The sequence below is a fragment of the Pseudomonas sp. 1176_21 genome, from assembly GCF_052850635.1.
In genome coordinates this window covers 521,910-544,301 of sequence record NZ_VXCV01000002.1, presented here as the reverse complement: position 1 = coordinate 544,301, position 22,392 = coordinate 521,910, and the positions used below count along the sequence as shown (strand labels likewise).

Here is a 22,392-nt window from a genome sequence, read left to right as displayed (position 1 = left end):
GCCAACCCCTGAGGGTTGGCCTTTCGAGGGCGTTGTCACTGTGGATAACTGCCCGCTTTCAGAGGTACTGCAACCGGTCAGAAGTCCAGATTGGATACCGCCAGGGCGTTGCTTTCGATGAACTCGCGGCGCGGTTCCACGGCGTCGCCCATCAGGGTGTTGAAGATCTGATCGGCAGCGATCGCGTCTTCGATGGTCACCTTGAGCATGCGGCGCACAGTCGGGTCCATGGTGGTTTCCCACAGCTGGTCCGGGTTCATCTCGCCCAGCCCTTTGTAGCGCTGGATGGTGTGACGCTTGGTGCTTTCGGCCATCAGCCAGTCCAGGGCTTCCTTGAACTCGGTGATGGCTTTCTTGCGTTCCCCACGCTGCACGTAGGCACCTTCACCCAGCAGGGTGGCAAGCTGGGCGCCCAGCGCGGTCACGGTGCGGTAGTCGTTGCTGCCGAAGAAGTCGCGGTTGAAGGTCACGTAGCTGGCAAGGCCGTGGGAAGTGATTTCCACTTCTGGCAGCCACACGTTGCGCTCGCGGTCTTCACGCAGGCTGGCCTTGTACAGCAAGCCCGACTTCTCGGTATTGCGCAGGCGCTCATCGAACCTGGCGAGCCAGTTCTGCATGTGCGCGTGGTCGGACAGCTGCTCCACCGAGATGGCCGGCAGGTACACGAAGTGCTCGGTGAGCTCTTGCGGGTACAGGCGCGACAGACGCTTGAGGGTCTTCATCACGGTACGGAATTCGTTGACCAGACGCTCCAGCTCGACACCGGAAACCGGTGGCGCGGACTCGTCCAGGTGCAGGCTGGCATCTTCGAGGGCCGACTGGGTCATGTACTCTTCCATGGCCTCGTCGTCCTTGATGTACTGCTCCTGCTTGCCCTTCTTGACCTTGTACAGCGGCGGCTGCGCGATGTAGATGTAGCCGCGCTCGACCAGCTCCGGCAACTGACGGAAGAAGAAGGTCAGCAGCAGGGTACGGATGTGCGAACCGTCGACGTCAGCATCGGTCATGATGATGATGTTGTGATAGCGCAGCTTCTCGATGTTGTACTCTTCGCGGCCGATGCCACAGCCCAGTGCGGTGATCAGCGTGCCCACTTCCTGGGACGAGATCATCTTGTCGAAACGTGCTTTCTCGACGTTGAGGATCTTACCCTTGAGCGGCAGGATAGCCTGGGTCTTGCGGTTGCGACCTTGCTTGGCCGAGCCGCCTGCGGAGTCACCCTCCACCAGGTACAGTTCGGAGAGGGCAGGGTCTTTCTCCTGGCAGTCGGCAAGCTTGCCCGGAAGCCCGGCAATGTCCAGCGCGCCCTTGCGACGGGTCATTTCACGCGCTTTACGGGCCGCTTCACGGGCGCGCGCAGCGTCGATCATCTTGCCGACCACAGCCTTGGCTTCGTTCGGGTTTTCCAGCAGGAAGTCGGAGAAGTACTTGCCCATCTCCTGTTCCACCGCAGTTTTGACTTCGGACGAAACCAGCTTGTCCTTGGTCTGCGAGCTGAACTTGGGATCAGGCACCTTCACCGAGATGATTGCGGTCAGGCCTTCACGGGCATCATCACCGGTGGTCGCGACCTTGTTCTTCTTGGCCAGACCTTCCTGCTCGATGTAGTTGTTCAGGTTACGCGTCAGCGCCGAACGGAAACCCACCAGGTGAGTACCGCCGTCGCGCTGCGGAATGTTGTTGGTGAAGCACAACAGGTTCTCGTTGAAGCTGTCGTTCCACTGCAGGGCGATTTCCACACCCACACCATCCTCGCGCTGAACGCTGAAGTGGAACACTTCGTTCACCGGAGTCTTGTTGGTGTTCAGGTATTCGACGAATGCGCGCAGGCCACCTTCGTACTTGAATTCCTCTTCCTTACCCGAGCGTTCGTCCTTCAACAGGATGCCTACGCCAGAGTTGAGGAACGACAGTTCACGAATCCGCTTGGCCAGGATGTCCCAGCTGAAGTGGATGTTCTTGAAGGTTTCGGACGATGGCTTGAAGTGGATCTGGGTGCCGGTGGTTTCGCTGTCGCCGACAATCTTCATCGGAGCCTGCGGTACACCGTGAACGTAGGTCTGCTCCCAGATCTTGCCGCTGCGGCGAACGGTGAGGATCAACTCTTCGGAAAGCGCGTTCACCACCGAGACGCCCACACCGTGCAGGCCGCCGGATACCTTGTAGGAGTTGTCGTCGAACTTACCGCCGGCGTGCAGTACGGTCATGATGACCTCTGCGGCGGAAACCCCTTCTTCCTTGTGTACATCGACCGGGATGCCGCGGCCGTTGTCGCGAACGGTGATGGACTCATCCGGGTGGATGATTACGGTAATGTCGTCACAGTGGCCGGCGAGGGCTTCGTCGATCGAGTTATCGACCACCTCGAACACCATGTGGTGCAGGCCGCTACCATCATCGGTGTCGCCAATGTACATACCGGGACGCTTGCGTACGGCATCCAACCCTTTGAGCACTTTAATGCTGGAGGAGTCGTACGTTTGATTTTCGCTCATGCCTTCACTCCCGATGGTCGTGGGTCTGGGTGATACGGCCTTGTTCCACGTGGAACAAGGCAACTGGCGTATCCGTCTGCCAGCCTTCCCTCAATAATTCGTGGTCTACACAGGTGATAAACACCTGGCAGCGTAAGTCTTCCAGCAAGCGGCAAAGTGCACGACGGTGCTGCTCGTCCAATTCGGACGGCAGGTCATCCACCAGATAAATACATTGGCCGCGGCGTGCCTGGCTGACCAGATGCCCCTGGGCGATACGCAGTGCGCACACCACCAGTTTCTGCTGGCCGCGAGACAGGATATCGGCCGCGTTGTTGGCGCCTAACCTGAGCCGCAGATCCGCACGTTGCGGACCTGCCTGTGTGTGGCCCATCTGCTGATCCCGATGGAGCGAGCCAGCCAGGACCTCGCTGAGGTCTCTGTCCTTGTCCCACCCTCGGTAGTAACTCAGGGTCAGCCCCTCGAGCTCCAGCAATTCGCTCAAGGTTTGTTCGAAGACGGGTTTCAGCGCTTTGATGTAATTACGGCGGTACTCGTCGATTTCCGCACTGGCCAGGCATAACTCCCGGTCCCAGGCTGCTTGCGAAACAGCGTCAAGTGTACCATGCCGCAACCATGAGTTCCGCTGCCGCAGGGCCTTCTGCAGGCGCTGCCAGGTGGACATGAAGCGAGGTTCCACGTGGAACACACCCCAATCCAGGAATTGCCGGCGAATCTTGGGCGCACCTTCGAGCAGGCGAAAACTGTCCGGGTTGATCAGTTGCAGCGGCAGTATCTCTGCCAGTTGGGCGGCACTGCGGGCGTTCTGCCCGTCGATGCGAATGGTGAAATCCCCTTGCCGTTCCCGCGATATGCCCAGGTTGCTGGAACCACCTTCATTCAGTTCGACCTGGCCGAATACCGTACACGCCAGTTCTTCATACTGGATGACCGGTGTAAGGCGAGTGCTGCGAAATGAACGGGCCAGGCCGAGCAAATGGATGGCTTCCAGCACGCTGGTTTTGCCGCTGCCGTTGGCGCCATACAGGATGTTGATGCGGGGGGAGGGGGAGAAGGTCACCGGGTGCAGGTTGCGCACCGCGGTGACTGAAACGCGACTGAGGGACATCTAGCGAGTGCTGGACAAATTACAGGCGCATCGGCATGACGACGTATGCAGAATAGTCATTGTCCGCCTCTTGCAGCAGGGCGCTGCTGTTGGAATCGGACAGGATCAGACGAACCTGTTCGGTGGTCATCACGCCCAGCACGTCGAGCAGGTAGCTCACGTTGAAACCGATTTCCAGCGAACCGCCGTTGTAGTCGACGCCGATCTCTTCTTCGGCTTCTTCCTGCTCAGGGTTGTTGGCCTGAATCTTCAGTTGGCCAGCCGCCAGTTGCAGACGAATGCCGCGGTACTTTTCGTTGGACAGAATCGCGGTACGGCTGAACGCTTCGCGAAGTGCCTGGCGATCACCCAGTACCAGTTTGTCGCCGCCCTTTGGCAATACGCGCTCGTAGTCCGGGAACTTGCCATCCACCAGCTTGGAGGTGAAGGTGAATTCGCCAGTAGTGGCGCGAATGTGTTGCTGACCCAGCACGATGGCAACGGTGCCTTCCGGATCAGTGAGCAGGCGCGCCAGCTCAAGGATACCCTTGCGAGGCACGATCACCTGGTGGCGATCAGCCTGACCGATATCGGCCTGCATCGAGCACATGGCCAGACGGTGACCATCGGTGGCGACCGCGCGCAGAGTGCCGGTGGAGACTTCCAGCAGCATGCCGTTCAGGTAGTAGCGCACGTCCTGCACGGCCATTGCGAAGCTGGTGCGCTCGATCAGGCGGCGCAGACGGCTCTGCTCCAGGGTGCAGGTCAGCGAACCCGGGCCTTCCTCGACGGTGGGGAAATCGTTGGCTGGCAGGGTCGACAAGGTGAAACGGCTGCGGCCGGCCTTGATGATGACCTTCTGCTCGTCGACCTTGATGCTGATCTCCGCTTCGCTCGGCAGGCTCTTGCAGATATCCATCAGCTTGCGTGCAGGTACGGTGATCTCGCCAGGCTCGGCAGGGTGTTCCAGTTGCACACGGCCAACCAGCTCCACTTCCAGGTCAGTACCTGTAAGCGACAGTTGCTGGCCCTGGACCACCAGCAGCACGTTGGACAATACCGGCAAGGTCTGGCGGCGCTCGACGACGCCTGCGACCAGTTGCAGGGGTTTCAACAGGGCTTCGCGTTGAATGGTGAAATGCATGGTCTAGTCCCTTGCCTTAAAAAAAAGCCGCGCTGACGTTCATCACGTCGTCAGGGTCCGCAGCAGGTTCTTGTAGTCCTCGCGGATATCCGCGTCGGATTCCTTGAGTTCGTTGATCTTGCGGCACGCGTGCAACACCGTGGTGTGATCGCGGCCGCCGAAGACGTCGCCGATTTCCGGCAGGCTGTGGTTGGTCAGTTCCTTGGACAGGGCCATGGCCACCTGACGCGGCCTGGCCACCGAACGCGAACGCCGCTTGGACAGCAGATCGGAAATCTTGATCTTGTAGTACTCGGCCACTGTGCGCTGAATGTTATCCACACTCACCAGCTTGTCCTGCAGTGCCAGCAGATCCTTGAGCGACTCGCGAATCAACTCGATGGTGATATCGCGGCCCATGAAGTGCGAGTGGGCAATGACCCGCTTCAGCGCGCCTTCCAGTTCCCGCACGTTGGAGCGGATGCGCTGGGCAATGAAGAACGCAGCGTCATGTGGCAGGTCGACCTTGGCCTGGTCGGCCTTCTTCATCAGGATCGCGACGCGGGTCTCGAGCTCCGGCGGCTCTACGGCAACGGTCAGGCCCCAGCCAAAGCGGGACTTGAGGCGCTCCTCGAGGCCTTCGATTTCCTTGGGGTAGCGGTCGCTGGTGAGAATCACCTGCTGGCCACCTTCGAGCAAGGCGTTGAAGGTGTGGAAAAACTCCTCCTGCGAACGCTCCTTGCGGGCAAAGAATTGAATGTCGTCGATCAGAAGCGCATCGACCGAGCGGTAGAAGCGCTTGAACTCGTTGATGGCATTGAGCTGCAACGCCTTGACCATGTCGGCGACGAAGCGCTCCGAGTGCAGGTACACCACCTTGGCATTCGGATTCTTCTTGAGCAGGTGGTTACCCACAGCGTGCATCAAGTGCGTCTTACCCAGGCCCACCCCGCCATAGAGGAATAACGGGTTGTAGCCATGCTTGGGGTTGTCGGCGACCTGCCAGGCTGCCGCGCGGGCCAGCTGGTTGGACTTGCCCTCGACGAAATTCTCGAAGGTGAAGGTGCGGTTCAGGTAGCTGGTGTGTTTGAGCGCACCCTCTACCTGCACAGTACGTTGTTCGGTACGGCTGCTGGGTGGAGCCACCACGGCAGTGTTCTCGCCCATCGAGTCGAAGCTGTCGCGCGAAGGTGCATCTTCGACCTGTGGCGCTGCCGGCGCAGGTGCTGGCGCTGCCGGGGCTGCCACGGCAGCGACCTGGGCAGCCTGATGGGCCTGGGAAGCGGCGACCGAGGCGGCGAGCGGTGCGTTTGGCGCAGCACGGGGTGCCGAACTGCGTCGGCTGCCTATTAATAAGGAAAGCGCAGGGGCGATGCCATTGCCGTGTTCGCCCAGCAGTTCGAGCAAGCGACCCAGGTACTTTTCATTGACCCAATCGAGTACGAACCGGTTAGGCGCATAGACGCGCAACTCGTCGCCTTCGGCTTCGACCTGTAGCGGACGGATCCAGGTGTTGAATTGCTGGGCAGGCAGTTCGTCGCGCAGAAGGTCCACGCACTGCTGCCAAAGTTCCACTGACACGGATATCCCCTGAGTTGAACGCCGGTGAGGCAAAAACAAGCGGCCATTGTACCGACCGCCAGCGCAGTTATCCACATGCAGGTGTGTCGAGGGTGGCGATAAATCAGCAGGTTAGTGGCAAAAACGTCACTTTACCGCTGTGAATAAGCCCTGTGGATAACCATGCCTGAGCACTTTGCACAAGTGGGGGTCGAAATCGGTGGATAACTGCGCTGTGGATAACAGACCTTTTAATCCACAGCTTTTGCGCCTGCACAGCACAGCCAGAGCACCGCTTCCCGACAGGGTTTCTTTTCTCTGTACAGTACGTAGAACAAGGCCTGTAGCGTTCTATCCACAGAAAACAGCTGCCTAAGTTCTATAAGATTTACAAAAAAGCTTTAAATACCTTCTCTTCTTTTTTCTATGTTTAAGCGTCCGGCAAGGCTGTGTCCCTGTCATCCGGGGCACAGGCCTGTGGACGAGCATGCGAAGGCGCCCGGTTTTTTATCCATAAGGAAAAGCTGGTTGGAAATTGACCTATGGCGCTGCTTTCTCTAGAATCGCCGGTCTCTTAAAACGGGGGCCATTCCGGCCCGTTGTCGACGAACCAGGTAACACGCCATGAAACGTACTTTCCAACCAAGCACCATCAAGCGCGCCCGCACTCACGGTTTCCGTGCCCGTATGGCTACCAAGAACGGCCGTGCCGTACTGTCCCGCCGTCGTGCCAAAGGCCGTAAGCGTCTGGCAGTTTGATTTTTCGGCACAGGTGGTGAGTCAGGACTTCAGTCGGGAAAAGCGTCTTCTGACACCCCGACACTTCAAAGCGGTCTTTGACTCTCCATCCGGCAAGGTGCCAGGCAAGAGTCTCTTGCTCCTTGCCCGCGAGAACGGCCTGGATCATCCCCGCCTGGGGCTCGTGATCGGGAAAAAGAGCGTCAAGCTCTCCGTTCAACGCAACCGCTTGAAGCGTTTGATGCGCGATTCGTTTCGTCTCCACCAGCATTTGCTGGCCGGTTGGGACATCGTGATCGTCGCGCGCAAAGGCCTGGGCGACGTAGAAAACCCAGAATTGCACCAACATTTTGGCAAGCTCTGGAAGCGCCTTGCACGCAGTCGGCCCGCTCCAGTGGTTAACAGCGAATCTGCAGGGGTAGACCGTCCAGATGCGTAAACTGGTACTCGTTCCGATCCAGTTTTACCGTTACGCCATTAGCCCTCTGATGGCCAGCCACTGTCGTTTCTATCCGACCTGTTCCACCTATGCGATTGAAGCCATCGAAACACATGGCGCATTGCGCGGTGGATGGTTGACCGCTCGTCGTCTCGGGCGTTGTCATCCGTGGAATGCCGGCGGTTATGACCCGGTTCCGCCTGCTCCCACTTCCCGTACTTCTTCTTCGATAGCCGAGTAATCATGGATATTAAACGCACGATCCTGATCGCCGCCCTGGCAATCGTGTCCTATGTCATGGTCCTCAAGTGGAACCAGGACTACGGCCAGGCTGCCCTGCCGACTCAGAATACTGCTGCCAGCACCGTCGCGCCGGGCTTGCCCGATACCCCGACCGTTGGCACATCCGGCGCCAGCGCCGATGTTCCGAGCGCCACTGCTGAAACCACCCCTGCAGAAATTGCACCGGTTGCCGTCAGCACAGACCTGATTAGGGTCAAGACCGATGTCCTCGACCTGGCTATCAACCCCAACGGCGGTGATATTGCGCAGCTGACCCTGCCGAAATATCCACGTCGCCAGGACCATCCGGAAATTCCGTTCCAGCTGTTCGATAACGGCGGCGAGCGCGTTTACCTGGCTCAGAGCGGCCTGACCGGTGCCAACGGCCCCGATGCACGTGCCGCTGGTCGCCCGCTGTATTCCGCCGAGCAGAAAAGTTATCAACTGGCCGATGGCCAGAACCAACTGGTCGTCGACCTCAAGTTCAGCGACGCGGGTGTGAACTACATCAAGCGTTTCACCCTGAACCGTGGTGAATATGACCTGAAAGTCACTCACCTGATCGACAACCAGAGCGGCAAGCCGTGGACAGGCAACCTGTTTGCACAGCTCAAGCGCGATGCCAGCTCCGATCCGTCGTCGAGCACCGCCACCGGTACCGCCACCTATCTGGGCGCCGCCCTGTGGACAAGTGCCGAGCCGTACAAGAAAGTGTCGATGAAGGACATCGACAAAGGTAGTTTGAAAGAAAATGTTACCGGCGGCTGGGTTGCCTGGTTGCAGCACTACTTCGTGACCGCCTGGATTCCCAACAAGTCGGACAACAACGTTGTTCAGACACGCAAGGACAGCCAGGGCAACTACATCATCGGGTTCACCGGTCCGGAGCTGAACGTGGCTGCCGGCGCCCAGGGCGAAACCAGCACGCTGCTGTACGCCGGTCCCAAGAGCCAGGAAAAACTCAAGGCGCTGTCCCCAGGCCTGGAGCTGACCGTCGACTACGGCATCCTGTGGTTCATTGCCCAGCCGATCTTCTGGCTGCTGCAACATATCCATGAGCTGCTCGGCAACTGGGGCTGGTCGATCATCGTCCTGACCATGCTGATCAAGCTGCTGTTCTTCCCGCTGTCCGCTGCCAGCTACAAGTCGATGGCGCGCATGCGTGCCGTGGCACCTAAACTGGCCGCGCTGAAAGAGCAACATGGCGATGACCGGCAGAAGATGTCGCAGGCCATGATGGAGCTGTACAAGAAAGAGAAGATCAACCCGCTGGGCGGCTGCCTGCCGATCCTGGTGCAAATGCCAGTCTTCCTTTCGCTCTACTGGGTATTGCTGGAAAGCGTTGAAATGCGCCAGGCCCCGTGGATGTTCTGGATTACCGACCTGTCGATCAAGGATCCGTTCTTCATCCTGCCGATCATCATGGGCGCGACCATGTTCATCCAGCAGCGCCTGAACCCGACGCCGCCGGATCCGATGCAGGCCAAGGTGATGAAGCTGATGCCGATCATCTTCACCTTCTTCTTCCTGTGGTTCCCGGCAGGTCTGGTGCTGTACTGGGTTGTGAACAACTGCCTGTCGATCGCACAGCAGTGGTACATCACCCGCAAGATCGAAGCGGCGAGCAACAAAGCAACCGCTTGACGGGTTAGCCAGCTAACCTGTGGATAAAACGCCCCCTCGTGGGGCGTTTTGCTATCTGTCGTTTTTGTCTGAGGCCTTCGCTGATGAATGCTCGTCGTGAAACCATCACTGCAATTGCCACTGCCCAGGGTCGTGGCGGTGTAGGAATCGTGCGTATTTCCGGACCGCTGGCCAGCAAGGCCGGGTTGGCCATCACCGGCCGTGAGCTCACCCCGCGGTATGCCCATTACGGCCCGTTCAAGGGCGACGATGGCCTGGTACTGGATGAAGGCATTGCCCTGTATTTTCCCGGGCCCAACTCCTTTACCGGTGAAGATGTACTGGAGCTGCAGGGCCACGGCGGCCCGGTTGTGCTCGACATGCTGCTGCAGCGCTGCGTGGAACTGGGTTGCCGCCTGGCGCGCCCGGGCGAATTCAGCGAGCGCGCCTTTCTCAACGACAAGCTCGACCTCGCGCAGGCCGAAGCCATCGCCGACCTGATCGAGGCCAGTTCTGCACAGGCGGCGCGTAATGCGCTGCGCTCGTTGCAGGGCGAATTCTCCCGCCGTGTGGATAACCTCACCGAAAAACTGATCAGCCTGCGTATCTACGTCGAGGCGGCAATCGACTTTCCCGAAGAGGAAATCGATTTTCTTGCCGATGGCCACGTCCTGCGCATGCTCGAGGAGGTGCGCGAGAGTTTATCCACAGTGCAGCGCGAGGCGGGGCAGGGTGCGCTGTTGCGCGACGGCATGACGGTGGTGATCGCCGGGCGGCCGAATGCCGGCAAGTCCAGCCTGCTCAACGCACTGGCCGGGCGCGAGGCGGCCATCGTGACGGACATCGCCGGTACTACCCGGGATGTGCTGCGCGAACATATCCACATCGACGGCATGCCGTTGCACGTGGTGGACACCGCCGGCCTGCGCGATACCGAAGACCATGTGGAAAAGATTGGGGTGGAACGCGCCCTCAAAGCCATTGGCGAGGCCGATCGGGTGCTATTGGTGGTGGATGCCACGGCACCTGAAGCCGATGATCCGTTCGCATTGTGGCCTGAATTCCTTGAACAGCGCCCCGACCCGGCCAAGGTCACGCTGATTCGCAACAAGGCCGACCTCAGTGGCGACCCCGTGGGCCTGCAGTTGTCCGACGATGGTCACGTCACCATCACCCTCAGTGCCAAGGGCGCCGACCAGGGCCTGGAACTGCTGCGCGATCACCTCAAGGCCTGCATGGGTTACGAACAGACTGCCGAAAGCGGCTTCAGTGCCCGCCGGCGCCACCTGGACGCCCTGCGCCAGGCCAGTTCGCACCTGGACCACGGTCATGCGCAATTGACCCTGGCGGGCGCTGGAGAGCTGCTGGCCGAAGACCTGCGCCAGGCCCAGCAGTCCCTGGGCGAAATTACCGGCGCCTTCAGCTCCGATGACCTGCTGGGGCGCATCTTCTCCAGCTTCTGCATCGGCAAGTAGTCCGTTTATCCACAACGGGGCCGATCCAGGGCCTCGTTGTCGGCTGTCATCCCCCTCAATTTTTTATCCCCTGTCGAGAATTCCGGAACGCTCCGGGGCTTTCGCGTGCCTGTCTTACTCACAAACCGCAGAATAAGCCCTGTGGAAAACCCCGCCTCAGCTCGGTTGATAACCCGGCCTCAAGGCTGGAGATAACTCCCCCTGTTGATAAGTGGGTGTTTCATCCACAGGCTTAAGGCGCTTATCCAGACCCCTCATGGCCACTAGACCACAGCCTTTTGAACCTCTGTACATAAGGTGGAATAAGGGCTGTAGAGGTTTATCCACAGAAAGGTGCCTCACTAAGAATAAACATAAAAACAAAGCTTTAATAAATTTCTCTCTCTTTATTTCTATTGTCAGCCACTCATCCACAGGCTGGTTAAATTTTGTTCAAGCGGTTCCTAGAAGGGGGGTAAGTCCCTATACTTGTGCGTTATTCCTATCTATTCCCGAAACAGGCACGAGGTGCGTGGTGGATTTCCCTTCCCGTTTTGAAGTGATCGTCATCGGCGGCGGCCATGCCGGAACCGAGGCTGCGCTTGCGTCTGCACGCATGGGTGTGAAAACCCTGCTGCTGACCCACAACGTGGAAACCCTCGGGCACATGAGCTGCAACCCGGCCATTGGCGGTATTGGCAAGAGCCATCTGGTCAAGGAGATCGATGCGCTGGGCGGTGTCATGGCCCTGGCTACCGACAAGAGCGGTATCCAATTCCGCGTTTTGAACAACCGCAAAGGCCCGGCGGTGCGTGCAACCCGCGCCCAGGCCGACCGCGCCATCTACAAGGCCGTGGTACGCGAGATTCTCGAAAACCAGCCCAACTTGTGGATATTCCAGCAGGCCTGTGACGACCTGATCGTCGAGCAGGACCAGGTACGCGGCGTCGTCACGCAGATGGGTCTGCGTTTCCATGCCGATTCTGTGGTGCTGACCACGGGTACCTTCCTCAGCGGACTTATCCACATCGGTCTGCAGAATTATTCCGGTGGGCGTGCCGGCGATCCGCCGGCCATCGCTCTGGCGCACCGCATGCGTGAGCTGTCGCTGCGCATGGGTCGCCTGAAAACCGGCACGCCGCCGCGTATCGACGGGCGTTCGGTGGATTTCTCGGTGATGACCGAACAGGCCGGTGACACCCCGATACCGGTGATGTCGTTCATGGGCGACAAGGCCATGCACCCGCGTCAGGTCAGTTGCTGGATTACCCACACCAACGAACGCACTCACGAGATCATTGCTTCCAACCTCGATCGTTCGCCGATGTACTCCGGCGTGATCGAGGGCATCGGCCCGCGTTACTGCCCGTCGATCGAAGACAAGATCCACCGGTTTGCCGACAAGCAGAGCCACCAGGTATTCATCGAGCCAGAAGGGCTCAATACCCACGAGCTGTACCCGAACGGGATATCCACATCCCTGCCGTTCGACGTGCAGCTGCAGTTGGTGCGTTCGATCCGCGGCATGGAAAACGCGCACATCGTGCGCCCGGGCTATGCCATCGAATACGACTACTTCGACCCGCGTGACCTGAAGTACAGCCTGGAAACCAAGGCCATCGGCGGGTTGTTCTTTGCCGGCCAGATCAACGGCACCACCGGTTACGAAGAGGCCGGCGCGCAGGGGCTGCTGGCTGGTGCCAACGCCGCGCTGCGTGCACAGGGCCGCGAAAGCTGGTGCCCGCGCCGCGACGAGGCGTACATCGGGGTGCTGGTCGACGACCTGATCACCCTGGGTACCCAGGAGCCGTACCGCATGTTCACCTCGCGGGCCGAGTACCGCCTGATTCTGCGTGAAGACAACGCCGACCTGCGTCTGACCGAAAAAGGCCGTGAACTGGGCCTGGTCGACGATGCACGCTGGGCCGCGTTCAGCGCCAAGCGCGAAAGCATCGAGCGCGAGGAGCAACGCCTGAAGTCCACCTGGGTTCAGCCCAATACCGCGATGGGCCAGGCGATTGTGGATAAGTTCGGCACGCCGCTCAGCCATGAATACAACCTGCTCAACCTGCTGACCCGCCCGGAAATCGACTATGCCGGGTTGGTGGAAGTGACCGGCGGTGGAGAAATCGACCCTCAGGTGGCCGAGCAGGTCGAGATCAAGACCAAATACGCTGGTTACATCGACCGGCAACAGGAAGAAATCGCTCGCCTGCGGGCAAGCGAAGACACCCGCCTGCCCGAGGATATCGACTACGCTGGTATTTCCGGGTTGTCCAAGGAGATTCAGGGTAAGCTCAGCCAGGCCCGCCCAGAGACACTCGGCCAGGCCTCGCGCGTTCCCGGCGTGACCCCGGCGGCTATTTCCCTGTTGCTGATTCACCTGAAAAAACGCGGCGCAGGCCGCGAGTTGGAGCAAAGCGCTTGAGTTCTATGGTCACCCCTCAACACGCCCAGGAGTTGTCCACAGGTGCCCGCCAGCTTGGTGTCGAGCTGAGCGAGGCCCAGCACGCGCAACTGCTGGCTTATCTGGCGCTGCTGATCAAGTGGAACAAGGCTTACAACCTGACTGCAGTGCGCAATCCCGACGAAATGGTGTCCCGCCACCTGCTGGACAGCCTGAGCGTCATGCCGTTTATCCACAGCGACACCGAGCGCTGGCTCGACGTCGGTAGCGGCGGCGGCATGCCGGGCATTCCCCTGGCTATCCTGCATCCGCACAAGCAGGTCACGGTGCTGGACAGCAACGGCAAGAAAACCCGCTTCCTCACCCAGGTGAAACTGGAGCTGAAGCTGGATAACCTGCAAGTTATCCACAGCCGGGTCGAGGCGTTCCAGCCGGAACAGCCTTTCTCCGGAATTGTTTCTCGTGCTTTCAGCAGCATGGAGAACTTCACCAATTGGACGCGCCACCTTGGCGACGCCCAGACGCAGTGGCTGGCAATGAAAGGGCTGCATCCGGCTGATGAGCTGGTAGCATTGCCGGCAGATTTCAAAGTGGATAGCGAGCAGGCCTTGACCGTTCCGGGTTGCCAAGGCCAGCGCCATCTGCTGATACTGCGCCGCACGGCATGACTGGGAACACAAGCAAGAATGGCTAAGGTATTCGCGATCGCGAACCAGAAAGGTGGTGTGGGCAAGACCACCACCTGCATCAATCTCGCTGCATCGCTGGTGGCTACCAAGCGCCGCGTGCTGCTGATTGACCTCGATCCACAGGGCAACGCCACCATGGGTAGCGGTGTGGATAAACACGTCCTTGAACATTCGGTCTATGACCTGCTGATCGGCGAGTGCGACCTGGCTCAGGCCATGCACGTGTCCGAACACGGCGGTTATCAACTGCTGCCGGCCAACCGCGACCTCACTGCGGCCGAAGTGGTTCTGCTCGAAATGCAGATGAAGGAGAGCCGGCTGCGCACAGCGCTGGCGCCGATCCGCGAGAGTTACGACTACATCCTGATCGACTGCCCGCCGTCACTGTCGATGCTGACGCTCAATGCCCTGGTGGCCGCCGATGGCGTGATCATTCCGATGCAATGTGAATACTTTGCCCTGGAAGGCTTGAGCGACCTTGTGGATAACATCAAGCGCATCGCTGCCAAGCTCAATCCGCAGCTCAAGATCGAAGGCCTGTTGCGCACCATGTACGACCCGCGCCTGAGCCTGATCAACGACGTGTCCGCGCAGCTCAAGGAACACTTCGGCGAGCAGCTCTACGATACGGTGATCCCGCGCAACATCCGCCTGGCCGAGGCCCCGAGCTTCGGCATGCCGGCCCTGGCCTACGACAAGCAGTCCCGTGGCGCCCTGGCCTATCTGGCCCTGGCCGGTGAACTGGTACGTCGTCAACGCCGTCAAACCCGCACTGCCGCACAGGCAACTTAAGGAATCCGCATGGCCGTTAAGAAACGAGGTCTCGGACGTGGGTTGGATGCACTGCTCAGTGGTCCTACCGTCAGCGCGCTCGAAGAGCAGGCTGTCAAGGTCGACCAGAAAGAACTGCAACACCTGCCGCTGGACCTGATCCAGCGCGGCAAATACCAGCCCCGTCGGGACATGGACCCGCAGGCCCTTGAAGAACTGGCGCATTCGATCAAGAGCCAGGGCGTGATGCAGCCGATCGTGGTCCGCCCGATCGGCGACGACCGCTTCGAGATCATCGCCGGCGAACGCCGCTGGCGCGCCAGCCAACAGGCCGGCATGGAGACCATCCCGGCGATGGTGCGCGATGTGCCGGATGAAACCGCCATCGCCATGGCGCTGATCGAGAACATCCAGCGCGAAGACCTCAACCCGGTGGAAGAGGCCATCGCGCTGCAGCGCCTGCAGCAGGAGTTCCAGCTGACCCAGCAACAGGTCGCGGATGCTGTGGGCAAGTCGCGGGTGACCGTGGCCAACCTGCTGCGCCTGATCTCGCTGCCGGAAGTCATCAAGACCATGCTGTCCCACGGCGACCTGGAGATGGGTCATGCCCGTGCGCTGCTCGGTTTGCCTGAAGAACAGCAGGTCGACGGGGCGCGACACGTTGTCGCACGAGGCCTGACCGTACGCCAGACCGAAGCCCTGGTTCGCCAGTGGCTCAGCGGCAAGCCCGAGCCGGTGGAGCCGGCCAAGCCCGATCCGGACATCACCCGCCTTGAACAGCGTCTGGCAGAGCGGCTGGGCTCGGCGGTACAGATCCGTCACGGCAACAAGGGCAAAGGCCAGTTGGTGATCCGTTACAACTCCCTGGACGAGTTGCAGGGCGTGCTTGCTCACATCCGCTGAAACAATTCGCTTTGTAGCGCGCAGTCGGAAATCACTACCCAGCAGTTGAATAGGGGTCCAAGCGCCCCTATACTCTGCGCGCATTTTGTCGGCACAAATTATGCCAAGTCATTACTGACTGGTTGGTCGACTTTCGAGGAGCAGTTGTGATGGAGACCCGCACGCCAAACCGCTTGCCTTTCCATCGCTGGGCGGTTTTTCCGGTACTGTTCGCTCAATTTGTCGTGTTGCTGCTGGCATCGTTGGGGGTGTGGCAGTGGCATGGGGTGGTCAGCGGCTATTCGGCACTCTGCGGAGGACTGATCGCCTGGCTGCCGAATCTGTACTTTGCCTACAAGGCGTTCCGTTACACCGGCGCCAGGGCAGCGCAGGCCATCGTCAAGTCGTTCTACGCTGGCGAGGCAGGCAAATTGATTTTGACGGCAGTGCTGTTCGCATTGACGTTCGCAGGAGTGAAGCCATTGGCGCCATTAGCAGTATTCGGCGTCTTCTTGCTGACCCAGTTGGTCAGCTGGTTCGCGCCCCTGCTGATAAAAACGAGACTTTCGAGACCTTAGGGCGTTTGAGGCAAACATGGCAGCAGAAACCGCTTCGGGCTATATCCAGCACCACTTGCAGAACTTGACCTTCGGGCAATTACCAGACGGCGGTTGGGGCTTTGCCCATTCCGCAGCAGAAGCCAAGGCAATGGGCTTCTGGGCGTTCCACGTGGACACCCTGGGTTGGTCCGTTGCGCTGGGTCTGATCTTCATCCTCCTGTTCCGCATGGCGGCGAAAAAAGCGACTTCCGGTCAACCCGGCGGCCTGCAGAACTTCGTCGAGGTGATGGTCGAATTCGTCAACGGCAGCGTCAAGGATTCGTTCCACGGCCGCAGCCCGGTCATCGCACCGCTGGCCCTGACCATCTTCGTGTGGGTGTTCCTGATGAACGCCGTCGACCTGATCCCGGTCGACTGGATCCCGCAACTGGCGATGCTGATCTCCGGTGATCCGCACATCCCGTTCCGTGCCGTATCCACCACCGACCCGAACGCCACCATCGCGATGGCCTTCTGCGTGTTCGCGCTGATCATCTTCTACAGCATCAAGGTCAAGGGCATCGGCGGCTTCATCGGCGAGCTGACCCTGCACCCGTTCGGCAGCAAGAACATCTTCGTCCAGATCCTGCTGATCCCGGTCAACTTCCTGCTGGAATTCGTGACCCTGATCGCCAAGCCGATCTCGCTGGCCCTGCGTCTGTTCGGCAACATGTATGCCGGCGAGCTGGTGTTCATCCTGATCGCCGTGATGTTCGGTGCCGGTCTGCTGTGGCTGAGCGGCCTGGGCGTGGTGCTGCAATGGGCGTGGGCTGTGTTCCACATCCTGATCATCACCCTGCAAGCGTTCATCTTCATGATGCTTACCATCGTCTACCTGTCGATGGCTCACGAAGATAACCATTAAGACCGCCTGGCGTGTCTGAGGCCTCTCCGCCGGGGTGGGGGGAGGCCGAAAAAGTCCGCAAGGGCAGCTGTACCAAACGATTTTGTTTTACCGCTTCAAACTAAAAAACCTAACCAATACGACGTAAAAGTCGGGAGGAAAGATGGAAACTGTAGTTGGTCTTACCGCTATCGCTGTTGCTCTGCTGATCGGCCTGGGTGCCCTGGGTACCGCCATTGGTTTCGGCCTGCTGGGCGGCAAGTTCCTGGAAGGCGCTGCTCGCCAGCCAGAAATGGTTCCGATGCTGCAAGTCAAAATGTTCATCGTCGCCGGTCTGCTCGACGCCGTGACCATGATCGGTGTTGGTATCGCTCTGTTCTTCACCTTCGCTAATCCCTTCGTTGGTCAAATCGCTGGCTAATCACTCGAATTCTCGAGTGGATTGGTGTGATGGACTTAGAACGAGCGAGGTGTTGGCGTGAACATTAATGCAACCCTGATTGGCCAGTCCGTTGCGTTCTTCATTTTTGTACTGTTTTGCATGAAGTTCGTGTGGCCTCCGGTCATCGCGGCTTTGCAAGAACGTCAGAAGAAGATCGCGGAAGGACTGGACGCTGCCAACCGAGCAGCTCGCGACCTGGAGCTGGCCCAAGATAAAGCGGGTCAGCAACTGCGCGAAGCTAAAGCTCAGGCAGCCGAAATCATTGAGCAAGCCAAGAAACGCGGTAACCAGATCGTCGAGGAAGCCCGTGACCAGGCTCGCGTCGAAGCTGACCGTGTGAAGGCCCAGGCTCAAGCCGAGATCGAACAGGAACTGAACGGTGTCAAAGACGCGCTGCGCGCCCAAGTGGGTAGCCTGGCCGTCAACGGTGCTGAAAAGATCCTTGGCGCCACAATCGATCAAAACGCGCATGCGGAGCTGGTTAATAAACTGGCCGCTGAAATTTAAGCGAGGGCGATCATGGCAGAACTGACCACGTTGGCCCGACCTTACGCTAAGGCGGCCTTTGAGCACGCCCAGGCCCATCAGCAACTGGCCAATTGGTCAGCCATGCTCGGCCTGGCTGCTGCAGTGTCTCAAGACGACACAATGCAGCGCCTGCTCAAGGCCCCGCGACTGACGAGCGCAGAAAAGGCCGCCGCGTTTATTGACGTGTGCGGTGACAAGTTCGATGCACAGGCACAGAATTTCATTCATGTTGCCGCGGAAAACGAACGTCTCCTGCTGTTGCCGGAGATTTCGGCTCTGTTCGATCTGTACAAGGCCGAACAAGAGAAATCCGTGGACGTGGAAGTCACCAGTGCTTTTGCGTTGAACCAAGAACAGCAAGACAAACTCGCCAAGGTTCTCAGTGCACGACTCAGCCGGGAAGTGCGCCTGCACGCGACGGAGGATGCCAGCCTGATCGGTGGTGTCGTAATCCGCGCCGGCGACCTGGTTATCGATGGTTCAGTACGCGGCAAAATCGCGAAACTGGCCGAAGCATTGAAATCTTGAGTTTGAAGGGGCAGCAGAGCAATGCAGCAACTCAATCCTTCCGAAATTAGTGAAATCATCAAGGGCCGCATCGAGAAACTCGATGTAGCCTCCCAAGCCCGCAACGAAGGTACTGTCGTCAGCGTTTCTGACGGTATCGTGCGGATTCACGGTCTGGCCGACGCTATGTACGGCGAAATGATCGAGTTTCCGGGCGGCGTGTTCGGTATGGCCCTCAACCTGGAGCAAGACTCCGTTGGTGCGGTAGTACTGGGCGCGTACGACACCCTCGCTGAAGGCATGAGCGCCAAGTGCACCGGCCGCATCCTCGAAGTTCCGGTTGGTAAGGAACTGCTGGGTCGCGTCGTCGACGCACTGGGTAACCCAATTGATGGCAAAGGTCCGCTGAACAACACTGAGACCGACGCTGTTGAAAAGGTTGCACCGGGCGTTATCTGGCGTAAATCGGTAGACCAGCCTGTACAGACTGGCTACAAATCGGTTGACGCCATGATCCCTGTCGGCCGTGGCCAGCGTGAGCTGATCATCGGTGACCGTCAGATCGGCAAGACCGCCATGGCCATCGACGCCATCATCAACCAGAAAGACTCCGGTATTTTCTGTGTGTATGTTGCTGTCGGCCAGAAGCGTTCGACCGTTGCCAACATCGTTCGCAAGCTGGAAGAAAACGGCGCCCTGGCCAACACCATCGTGGTGGTTGCCAGTGCTTCGGAATCCGCCGCACTGCAATTCCTGGCGCCATACGCCGGTTGCACCATGGGCGAGTTCTTCCGTGACCGCGGCGAAGACGCACTGATCGTCTACGATGACCTGTCCAAGCAGGCTGTTGCCTACCGTCAGATCTCCCTGCTGCTGCGCCGTCCACCAGGACGCGAAGCATACCCAGGTGACGTGTTCTATCTCCACTCCCGCCTCCTGGAGCGTGCATCGCGCGTTTCCGAAGAGTACGTAGAGAAGTTCACCAACGGTGCCGTAACTGGCAAGACCGGCTCGCTGACCGCACTGCCGATCATCGAAACCCAGGCTGGCGACGTTTCCGCGTTCGTTCCGACCAACGTGATCTCGATCACCGACGGTCAGATCTTCCTGGAATCGGCCATGTTCAACTCGGGCATCCGCCCTGCAGTGAACGCCGGTGTTTCGGTATCCCGTGTAGGTGGTGCCGCTCAGACCAAGATCATCAAGAAGCTCTCCGGTGGTATCCGTACCGCTCTGGCTCAGTACCGTGAACTGGCGGCATTCGCCCAGTTCGCTTCTGACCTGGACGAAGCCACCCGCAAGCAACTCGAGCACGGTCAACGTGTTACCGAGCTGATGAAGCAGAAGCAATACGCTCCAATGTCCATCGCGGACATGGCGCTGTCGCTGTATGCCGCTGAGCGTGGGTTCCTGACCGACGTCGAAATCACCAAGATCGGCAGCTTCGAACAAGCGCTGATCGCTTTCTTCAACCGTGATCACGCCGAACTGATGGCGAAGATCAACGTGAAGGGTGACTTCAACGACGAAATCGACGCTGGCATCAAAGCCGGTATCGAGAAGTTCAAGGCCACCCAAACCTGGTAAGCCGCAGCGGGGGCTTTGCAGCCCCCGCTTGCTAACCTGATAGGTGTTACATGGCAGGCGCAAAAGAGATTCGCAGTAAGATTGCGAGCATCAAAAGCACGCAAAAAATTACCAGCGCCATGGAAAAAGTGGCGGTCAGCAAGATGCGCAAGGCTCAAATGCGCATGGCTGCTAGCCGTCCCTATGCGGAGCGTATCCGCCAGGTGATTGGTCATCTGGCCAACGCCAACCCGGAATACCGCCACCCCTTCATGATCGAACGCCCTGTCAAGCGCGCCGGTTATGTGGTTGTGAGCAGTGACCGTGGTCTGTGCGGCGGCTTGAACACCAACCTGTTCAAGGCCCTGGTCAAGGACATGGCAGCCAACCGCGAGCAAGGGGTCGAAATCGACCTGTGCGTGGTGGGCAGCAAAGGTGCGGCGTTTTTCCGCAGCTACGGCGGTAACGTCGTTGCAGCGATCAGCCACCTGGGCGAAGAGCCGTCGATCAATGATCTGATCGGCAGCGTCAAGGTCATGCTGGACGCTTACCTGGATGGTCGTATCGATCGTCTGTCCGTGGTATCGAACAAGTTCATCAATACCATGACGCAAGCCCCAACGGTCGAGCAGTTGATTCCGTTGGTTGCAACCCCGGATCAAGAACTCAAGCACCACTGGGACTACCTCTACGAACCTGACGCCAAGGAGCTGCTGGACGGCCTGATGGTGCGTTACGTGGAGTCGCAGGTCTACCAGGCGGTGGTCGAGAACAACGCGGCCGAACAAGCTGCGCGGATGATCGCAATGAAGAACGCCACCGACAACGCCGGCGACCTGATCAGCGAATTGCAGCTGATCTACAACAAGGCGCGTCAGGCTGCGATCACCCAAGAGATCTCGGAAATCGTCGGCGGCGCTGCCGCGGTTTAACGGTTCAAATATTCAGAGGATCCAGCTATGAGTAGCGGACGTATCGTTCAAATCATCGGCGCCGTCATCGACGTGGAATTCCCACGTGACAGCGTGCCGAGCGTGTACAACGCACTGAAAGTACAAGGCGCGGAAACCACCCTGGAAGTTCAGCAGCAGCTGGGCGACGGCGTGGTCCGTACCATTGCGATGGGCTCGACCGAAGGCTTGAAGCGCGGTCTGGACGTCGTCGACAGCGGCGCAGCCATCTCCGTACCGGTCGGTAAAGCGACCCTGGGCCGGATCATGGACGTGCTGGGCAACCCGATCGACGAAGCTGGTCCGATCGGTGAAGAAGAGCGCTGGGGCATTCACCGCGAAGCGCCTTCGTTCGCTGACCAGGCAGGCGGCAACGACCTGCTGGAAACCGGCATCAAGGTTATCGACCTGGTCTGCCCGTTTGCCAAAGGCGGTAAAGTTGGTCTGTTCGGTGGTGCCGGTGTAGGCAAGACCGTAAACATGATGGAGCTGATCCGTAACATCGCCATCGAGCACAGCGGTTATTCCGTGTTCGCCGGTGTGGGTGAGCGTACTCGTGAGGGTAACGACTTCTACCACGAGATGAAGGACTCCAACGTTCTCGACAAGGTAGCGCTGGTCTACGGTCAGATGAACGAGCCACCAGGAAACCGTCTGCGCGTAGCGCTGACCGGCCTGACCATGGCCGAGAAGTTCCGTGACGAAGGTAACGACGTTCTGCTGTTCGTCGACAACATCTATCGTTACACCCTGGCCGGTACCGAAGTATCCGCACTGCTGGGCCGTATGCCTTCGGCGGTAGGTTACCAGCCGACCCTGGCTGAAGAGATGGGCGTTCTGCAAGAACGTATCACTTCGACCAAGGAAGGTTCGATCACCTCGATCCAGGCCGTATACGTACCTGCGGACGACCTGACCGACCCGTCGCCAGCCACCACCTTCGCCCACTTGGACGCCACCGTCGTACTGTCCCGTGACATCGCCTCCCTGGGTATCTACCCAGCGGTCGATCCACTGGACTCGACTTCGCGCCAGCTGGACCCGAACGTGATCGGCAACGAGCACTACGAAACCGCTCGCGGCGTTCAGTACGTGCTGCAGCGCTACAAAGAGCTGAAGGACATCATTGCTATCCTGGGCATGGACGAACTGTCCGAGACCGACAAGCAACTGGTTTCCCGTGCTCGTAAGATCCAGCGCTTCCTGTCCCAGCCGTTCTTCGTGGCTGAAGTCTTCACCGGTTCTCCAGGCAAATACGTTTCCCTGAAAGACACCATTGCTGGCTTCAAAGGCATCCTCAACGGTGACTACGACCACCTGCCAGAACAAGCGTTCTACATGGTCGGCGGCATCGAAGAAGCAGTCGAGAAAGCCAAGAAACTGTAATCCCGGCGCCCCGCGAGGGG

General features: G+C 59.2%; 21 protein-coding genes. 17 read left to right on the top strand and 4 right to left on the bottom strand.

The genetic code is table 11. The annotated features are described in order from the left end of the window. Positions 1–77: 77 nt before the first annotated feature. Genes gyrB through dnaA form a run of 4 tightly spaced genes read right to left on the bottom strand, consistent with a single transcriptional unit; the run spans position 78 to position 6,286 of the window. A complete protein-coding gene (gene gyrB / locus FW760_RS07540; protein WP_054916057.1) occupies positions 78–2,495 on the bottom strand; it encodes a DNA topoisomerase (ATP-hydrolyzing) subunit B in 2,418 nt (805 codons plus the stop codon). 4 nt (positions 2,496–2,499) lie between these two features. Then, complete coding sequence (recF, locus tag FW760_RS07535; protein WP_043860678.1) at positions 2,500–3,603, bottom strand: DNA replication/repair protein RecF; 1,104 nt, start codon at positions 3,601–3,603, stop codon at positions 2,500–2,502. A gap of 19 nt (positions 3,604–3,622) precedes the next feature. Beyond that, on the bottom strand, positions 3,623–4,726 hold the full coding sequence (gene dnaN, locus FW760_RS07530) for a DNA polymerase III subunit beta (RefSeq protein ID WP_446443714.1): 1,104 nt from the start codon (positions 4,724–4,726) through the stop codon (positions 3,623–3,625). A 42-nt stretch (positions 4,727–4,768) separates the two neighbouring features. Continuing rightward, positions 4,769–6,286, bottom strand: a complete 1,518-nt coding sequence (gene dnaA, locus FW760_RS07525; protein WP_116052437.1) for a chromosomal replication initiator protein DnaA — start codon at positions 6,284–6,286, stop codon at positions 4,769–4,771. Positions 6,287–6,889: 603 nt separating this feature from the next. Between dnaA and rpmH the strand changes: the two genes are divergently transcribed. From rpmH to atpD, 17 genes are all read left to right on the top strand, one after another. Then, entirely contained in the window at positions 6,890–7,024 is a 135-nt protein-coding gene (gene rpmH, locus FW760_RS07520) for a 50S ribosomal protein L34 (protein WP_002551315.1), read from the top strand. Between the two features lie 13 nt (positions 7,025–7,037). Continuing rightward, on the top strand, positions 7,038–7,442 hold the full coding sequence (gene rnpA / locus FW760_RS07515) for a ribonuclease P protein component (protein WP_196933215.1): 405 nt from the start codon (positions 7,038–7,040) through the stop codon (positions 7,440–7,442). Beyond that, positions 7,435–7,683 (top strand): membrane protein insertion efficiency factor YidD, encoded by a 249-nt coding sequence (yidD, locus tag FW760_RS07510; protein ID WP_078481305.1) that lies wholly within the window; start codon positions 7,435–7,437, stop codon positions 7,681–7,683. Before rnpA ends, yidD begins: the two co-directional genes overlap by 8 nt. A 2-nt stretch (positions 7,684–7,685) precedes the next feature. Continuing rightward, complete coding sequence (gene yidC / locus FW760_RS07505) at positions 7,686–9,368, top strand: membrane protein insertase YidC (protein ID WP_043860674.1); 1,683 nt, start codon at positions 7,686–7,688, stop codon at positions 9,366–9,368. An 83-nt stretch (positions 9,369–9,451) separates the two neighbouring features. Further along, entirely contained in the window at positions 9,452–10,822 is a 1,371-nt protein-coding gene (gene mnmE / locus FW760_RS07500) for a tRNA uridine-5-carboxymethylaminomethyl(34) synthesis GTPase MnmE (protein WP_043860673.1), read from the top strand. Between the two features lie 514 nt (positions 10,823–11,336). Continuing rightward, entirely contained in the window at positions 11,337–13,229 is a 1,893-nt protein-coding gene (mnmG, locus tag FW760_RS07495) for a tRNA uridine-5-carboxymethylaminomethyl(34) synthesis enzyme MnmG (RefSeq protein ID WP_054916064.1), read from the top strand. Further along, positions 13,226–13,876 carry a 16S rRNA (guanine(527)-N(7))-methyltransferase RsmG gene (rsmG, locus tag FW760_RS07490; protein WP_058541972.1) on the top strand — a complete coding sequence of 217 codons (651 nt, stop codon included), beginning with the start codon at positions 13,226–13,228 and terminating at the stop codon, positions 13,874–13,876. Before mnmG ends, rsmG begins: the two co-directional genes overlap by 4 nt. Positions 13,877–13,894: 18 nt before the next feature. Continuing rightward, on the top strand, positions 13,895–14,689 hold the full coding sequence (locus FW760_RS07485) for a ParA family protein (protein ID WP_043860671.1): 795 nt from the start codon (positions 13,895–13,897) through the stop codon (positions 14,687–14,689). Between the two features lie 9 nt (positions 14,690–14,698). After that, on the top strand, positions 14,699–15,571 hold the full coding sequence (locus FW760_RS07480) for a ParB/RepB/Spo0J family partition protein (protein WP_043860670.1): 873 nt from the start codon (positions 14,699–14,701) through the stop codon (positions 15,569–15,571). A 149-nt stretch (positions 15,572–15,720) separates the two neighbouring features. Next, a complete protein-coding gene (locus FW760_RS07475) occupies positions 15,721–16,128 on the top strand; it encodes a F0F1 ATP synthase subunit I (protein WP_043860669.1) in 408 nt (135 codons plus the stop codon). Between the two features lie 16 nt (positions 16,129–16,144). Further along, a complete protein-coding gene (gene atpB, locus FW760_RS07470; protein WP_043860668.1) occupies positions 16,145–17,014 on the top strand; it encodes a F0F1 ATP synthase subunit A in 870 nt (289 codons plus the stop codon). 142 nt (positions 17,015–17,156) lie between these two features. Then, a complete protein-coding gene (atpE, locus tag FW760_RS07465) occupies positions 17,157–17,414 on the top strand; it encodes a F0F1 ATP synthase subunit C (RefSeq protein ID WP_003097235.1) in 258 nt (85 codons plus the stop codon). Between the two features lie 57 nt (positions 17,415–17,471). Beyond that, positions 17,472–17,942 carry a F0F1 ATP synthase subunit B gene (locus FW760_RS07460; protein WP_043860667.1) on the top strand — a complete coding sequence of 157 codons (471 nt, stop codon included), beginning with the start codon at positions 17,472–17,474 and terminating at the stop codon, positions 17,940–17,942. Between the two features lie 12 nt (positions 17,943–17,954). After that, a complete protein-coding gene (locus FW760_RS07455) occupies positions 17,955–18,491 on the top strand; it encodes a F0F1 ATP synthase subunit delta (protein WP_043860666.1) in 537 nt (178 codons plus the stop codon). Between the two features lie 21 nt (positions 18,492–18,512). Further along, positions 18,513–20,057, top strand: coding sequence for a F0F1 ATP synthase subunit alpha (gene atpA / locus FW760_RS07450; protein WP_043860665.1), 1,545 nt, complete (start codon positions 18,513–18,515; stop codon positions 20,055–20,057). 50 nt (positions 20,058–20,107) lie between these two features. Further along, positions 20,108–20,968, top strand: a complete 861-nt coding sequence (gene atpG / locus FW760_RS07445) for a F0F1 ATP synthase subunit gamma (RefSeq protein ID WP_054916061.1) — start codon at positions 20,108–20,110, stop codon at positions 20,966–20,968. A gap of 27 nt (positions 20,969–20,995) precedes the next feature. Next, positions 20,996–22,372 carry a F0F1 ATP synthase subunit beta gene (atpD, locus tag FW760_RS07440; RefSeq protein WP_043860663.1) on the top strand — a complete coding sequence of 459 codons (1,377 nt, stop codon included), beginning with the start codon at positions 20,996–20,998 and terminating at the stop codon, positions 22,370–22,372. Positions 22,373–22,392 lie beyond the last annotated feature (20 nt).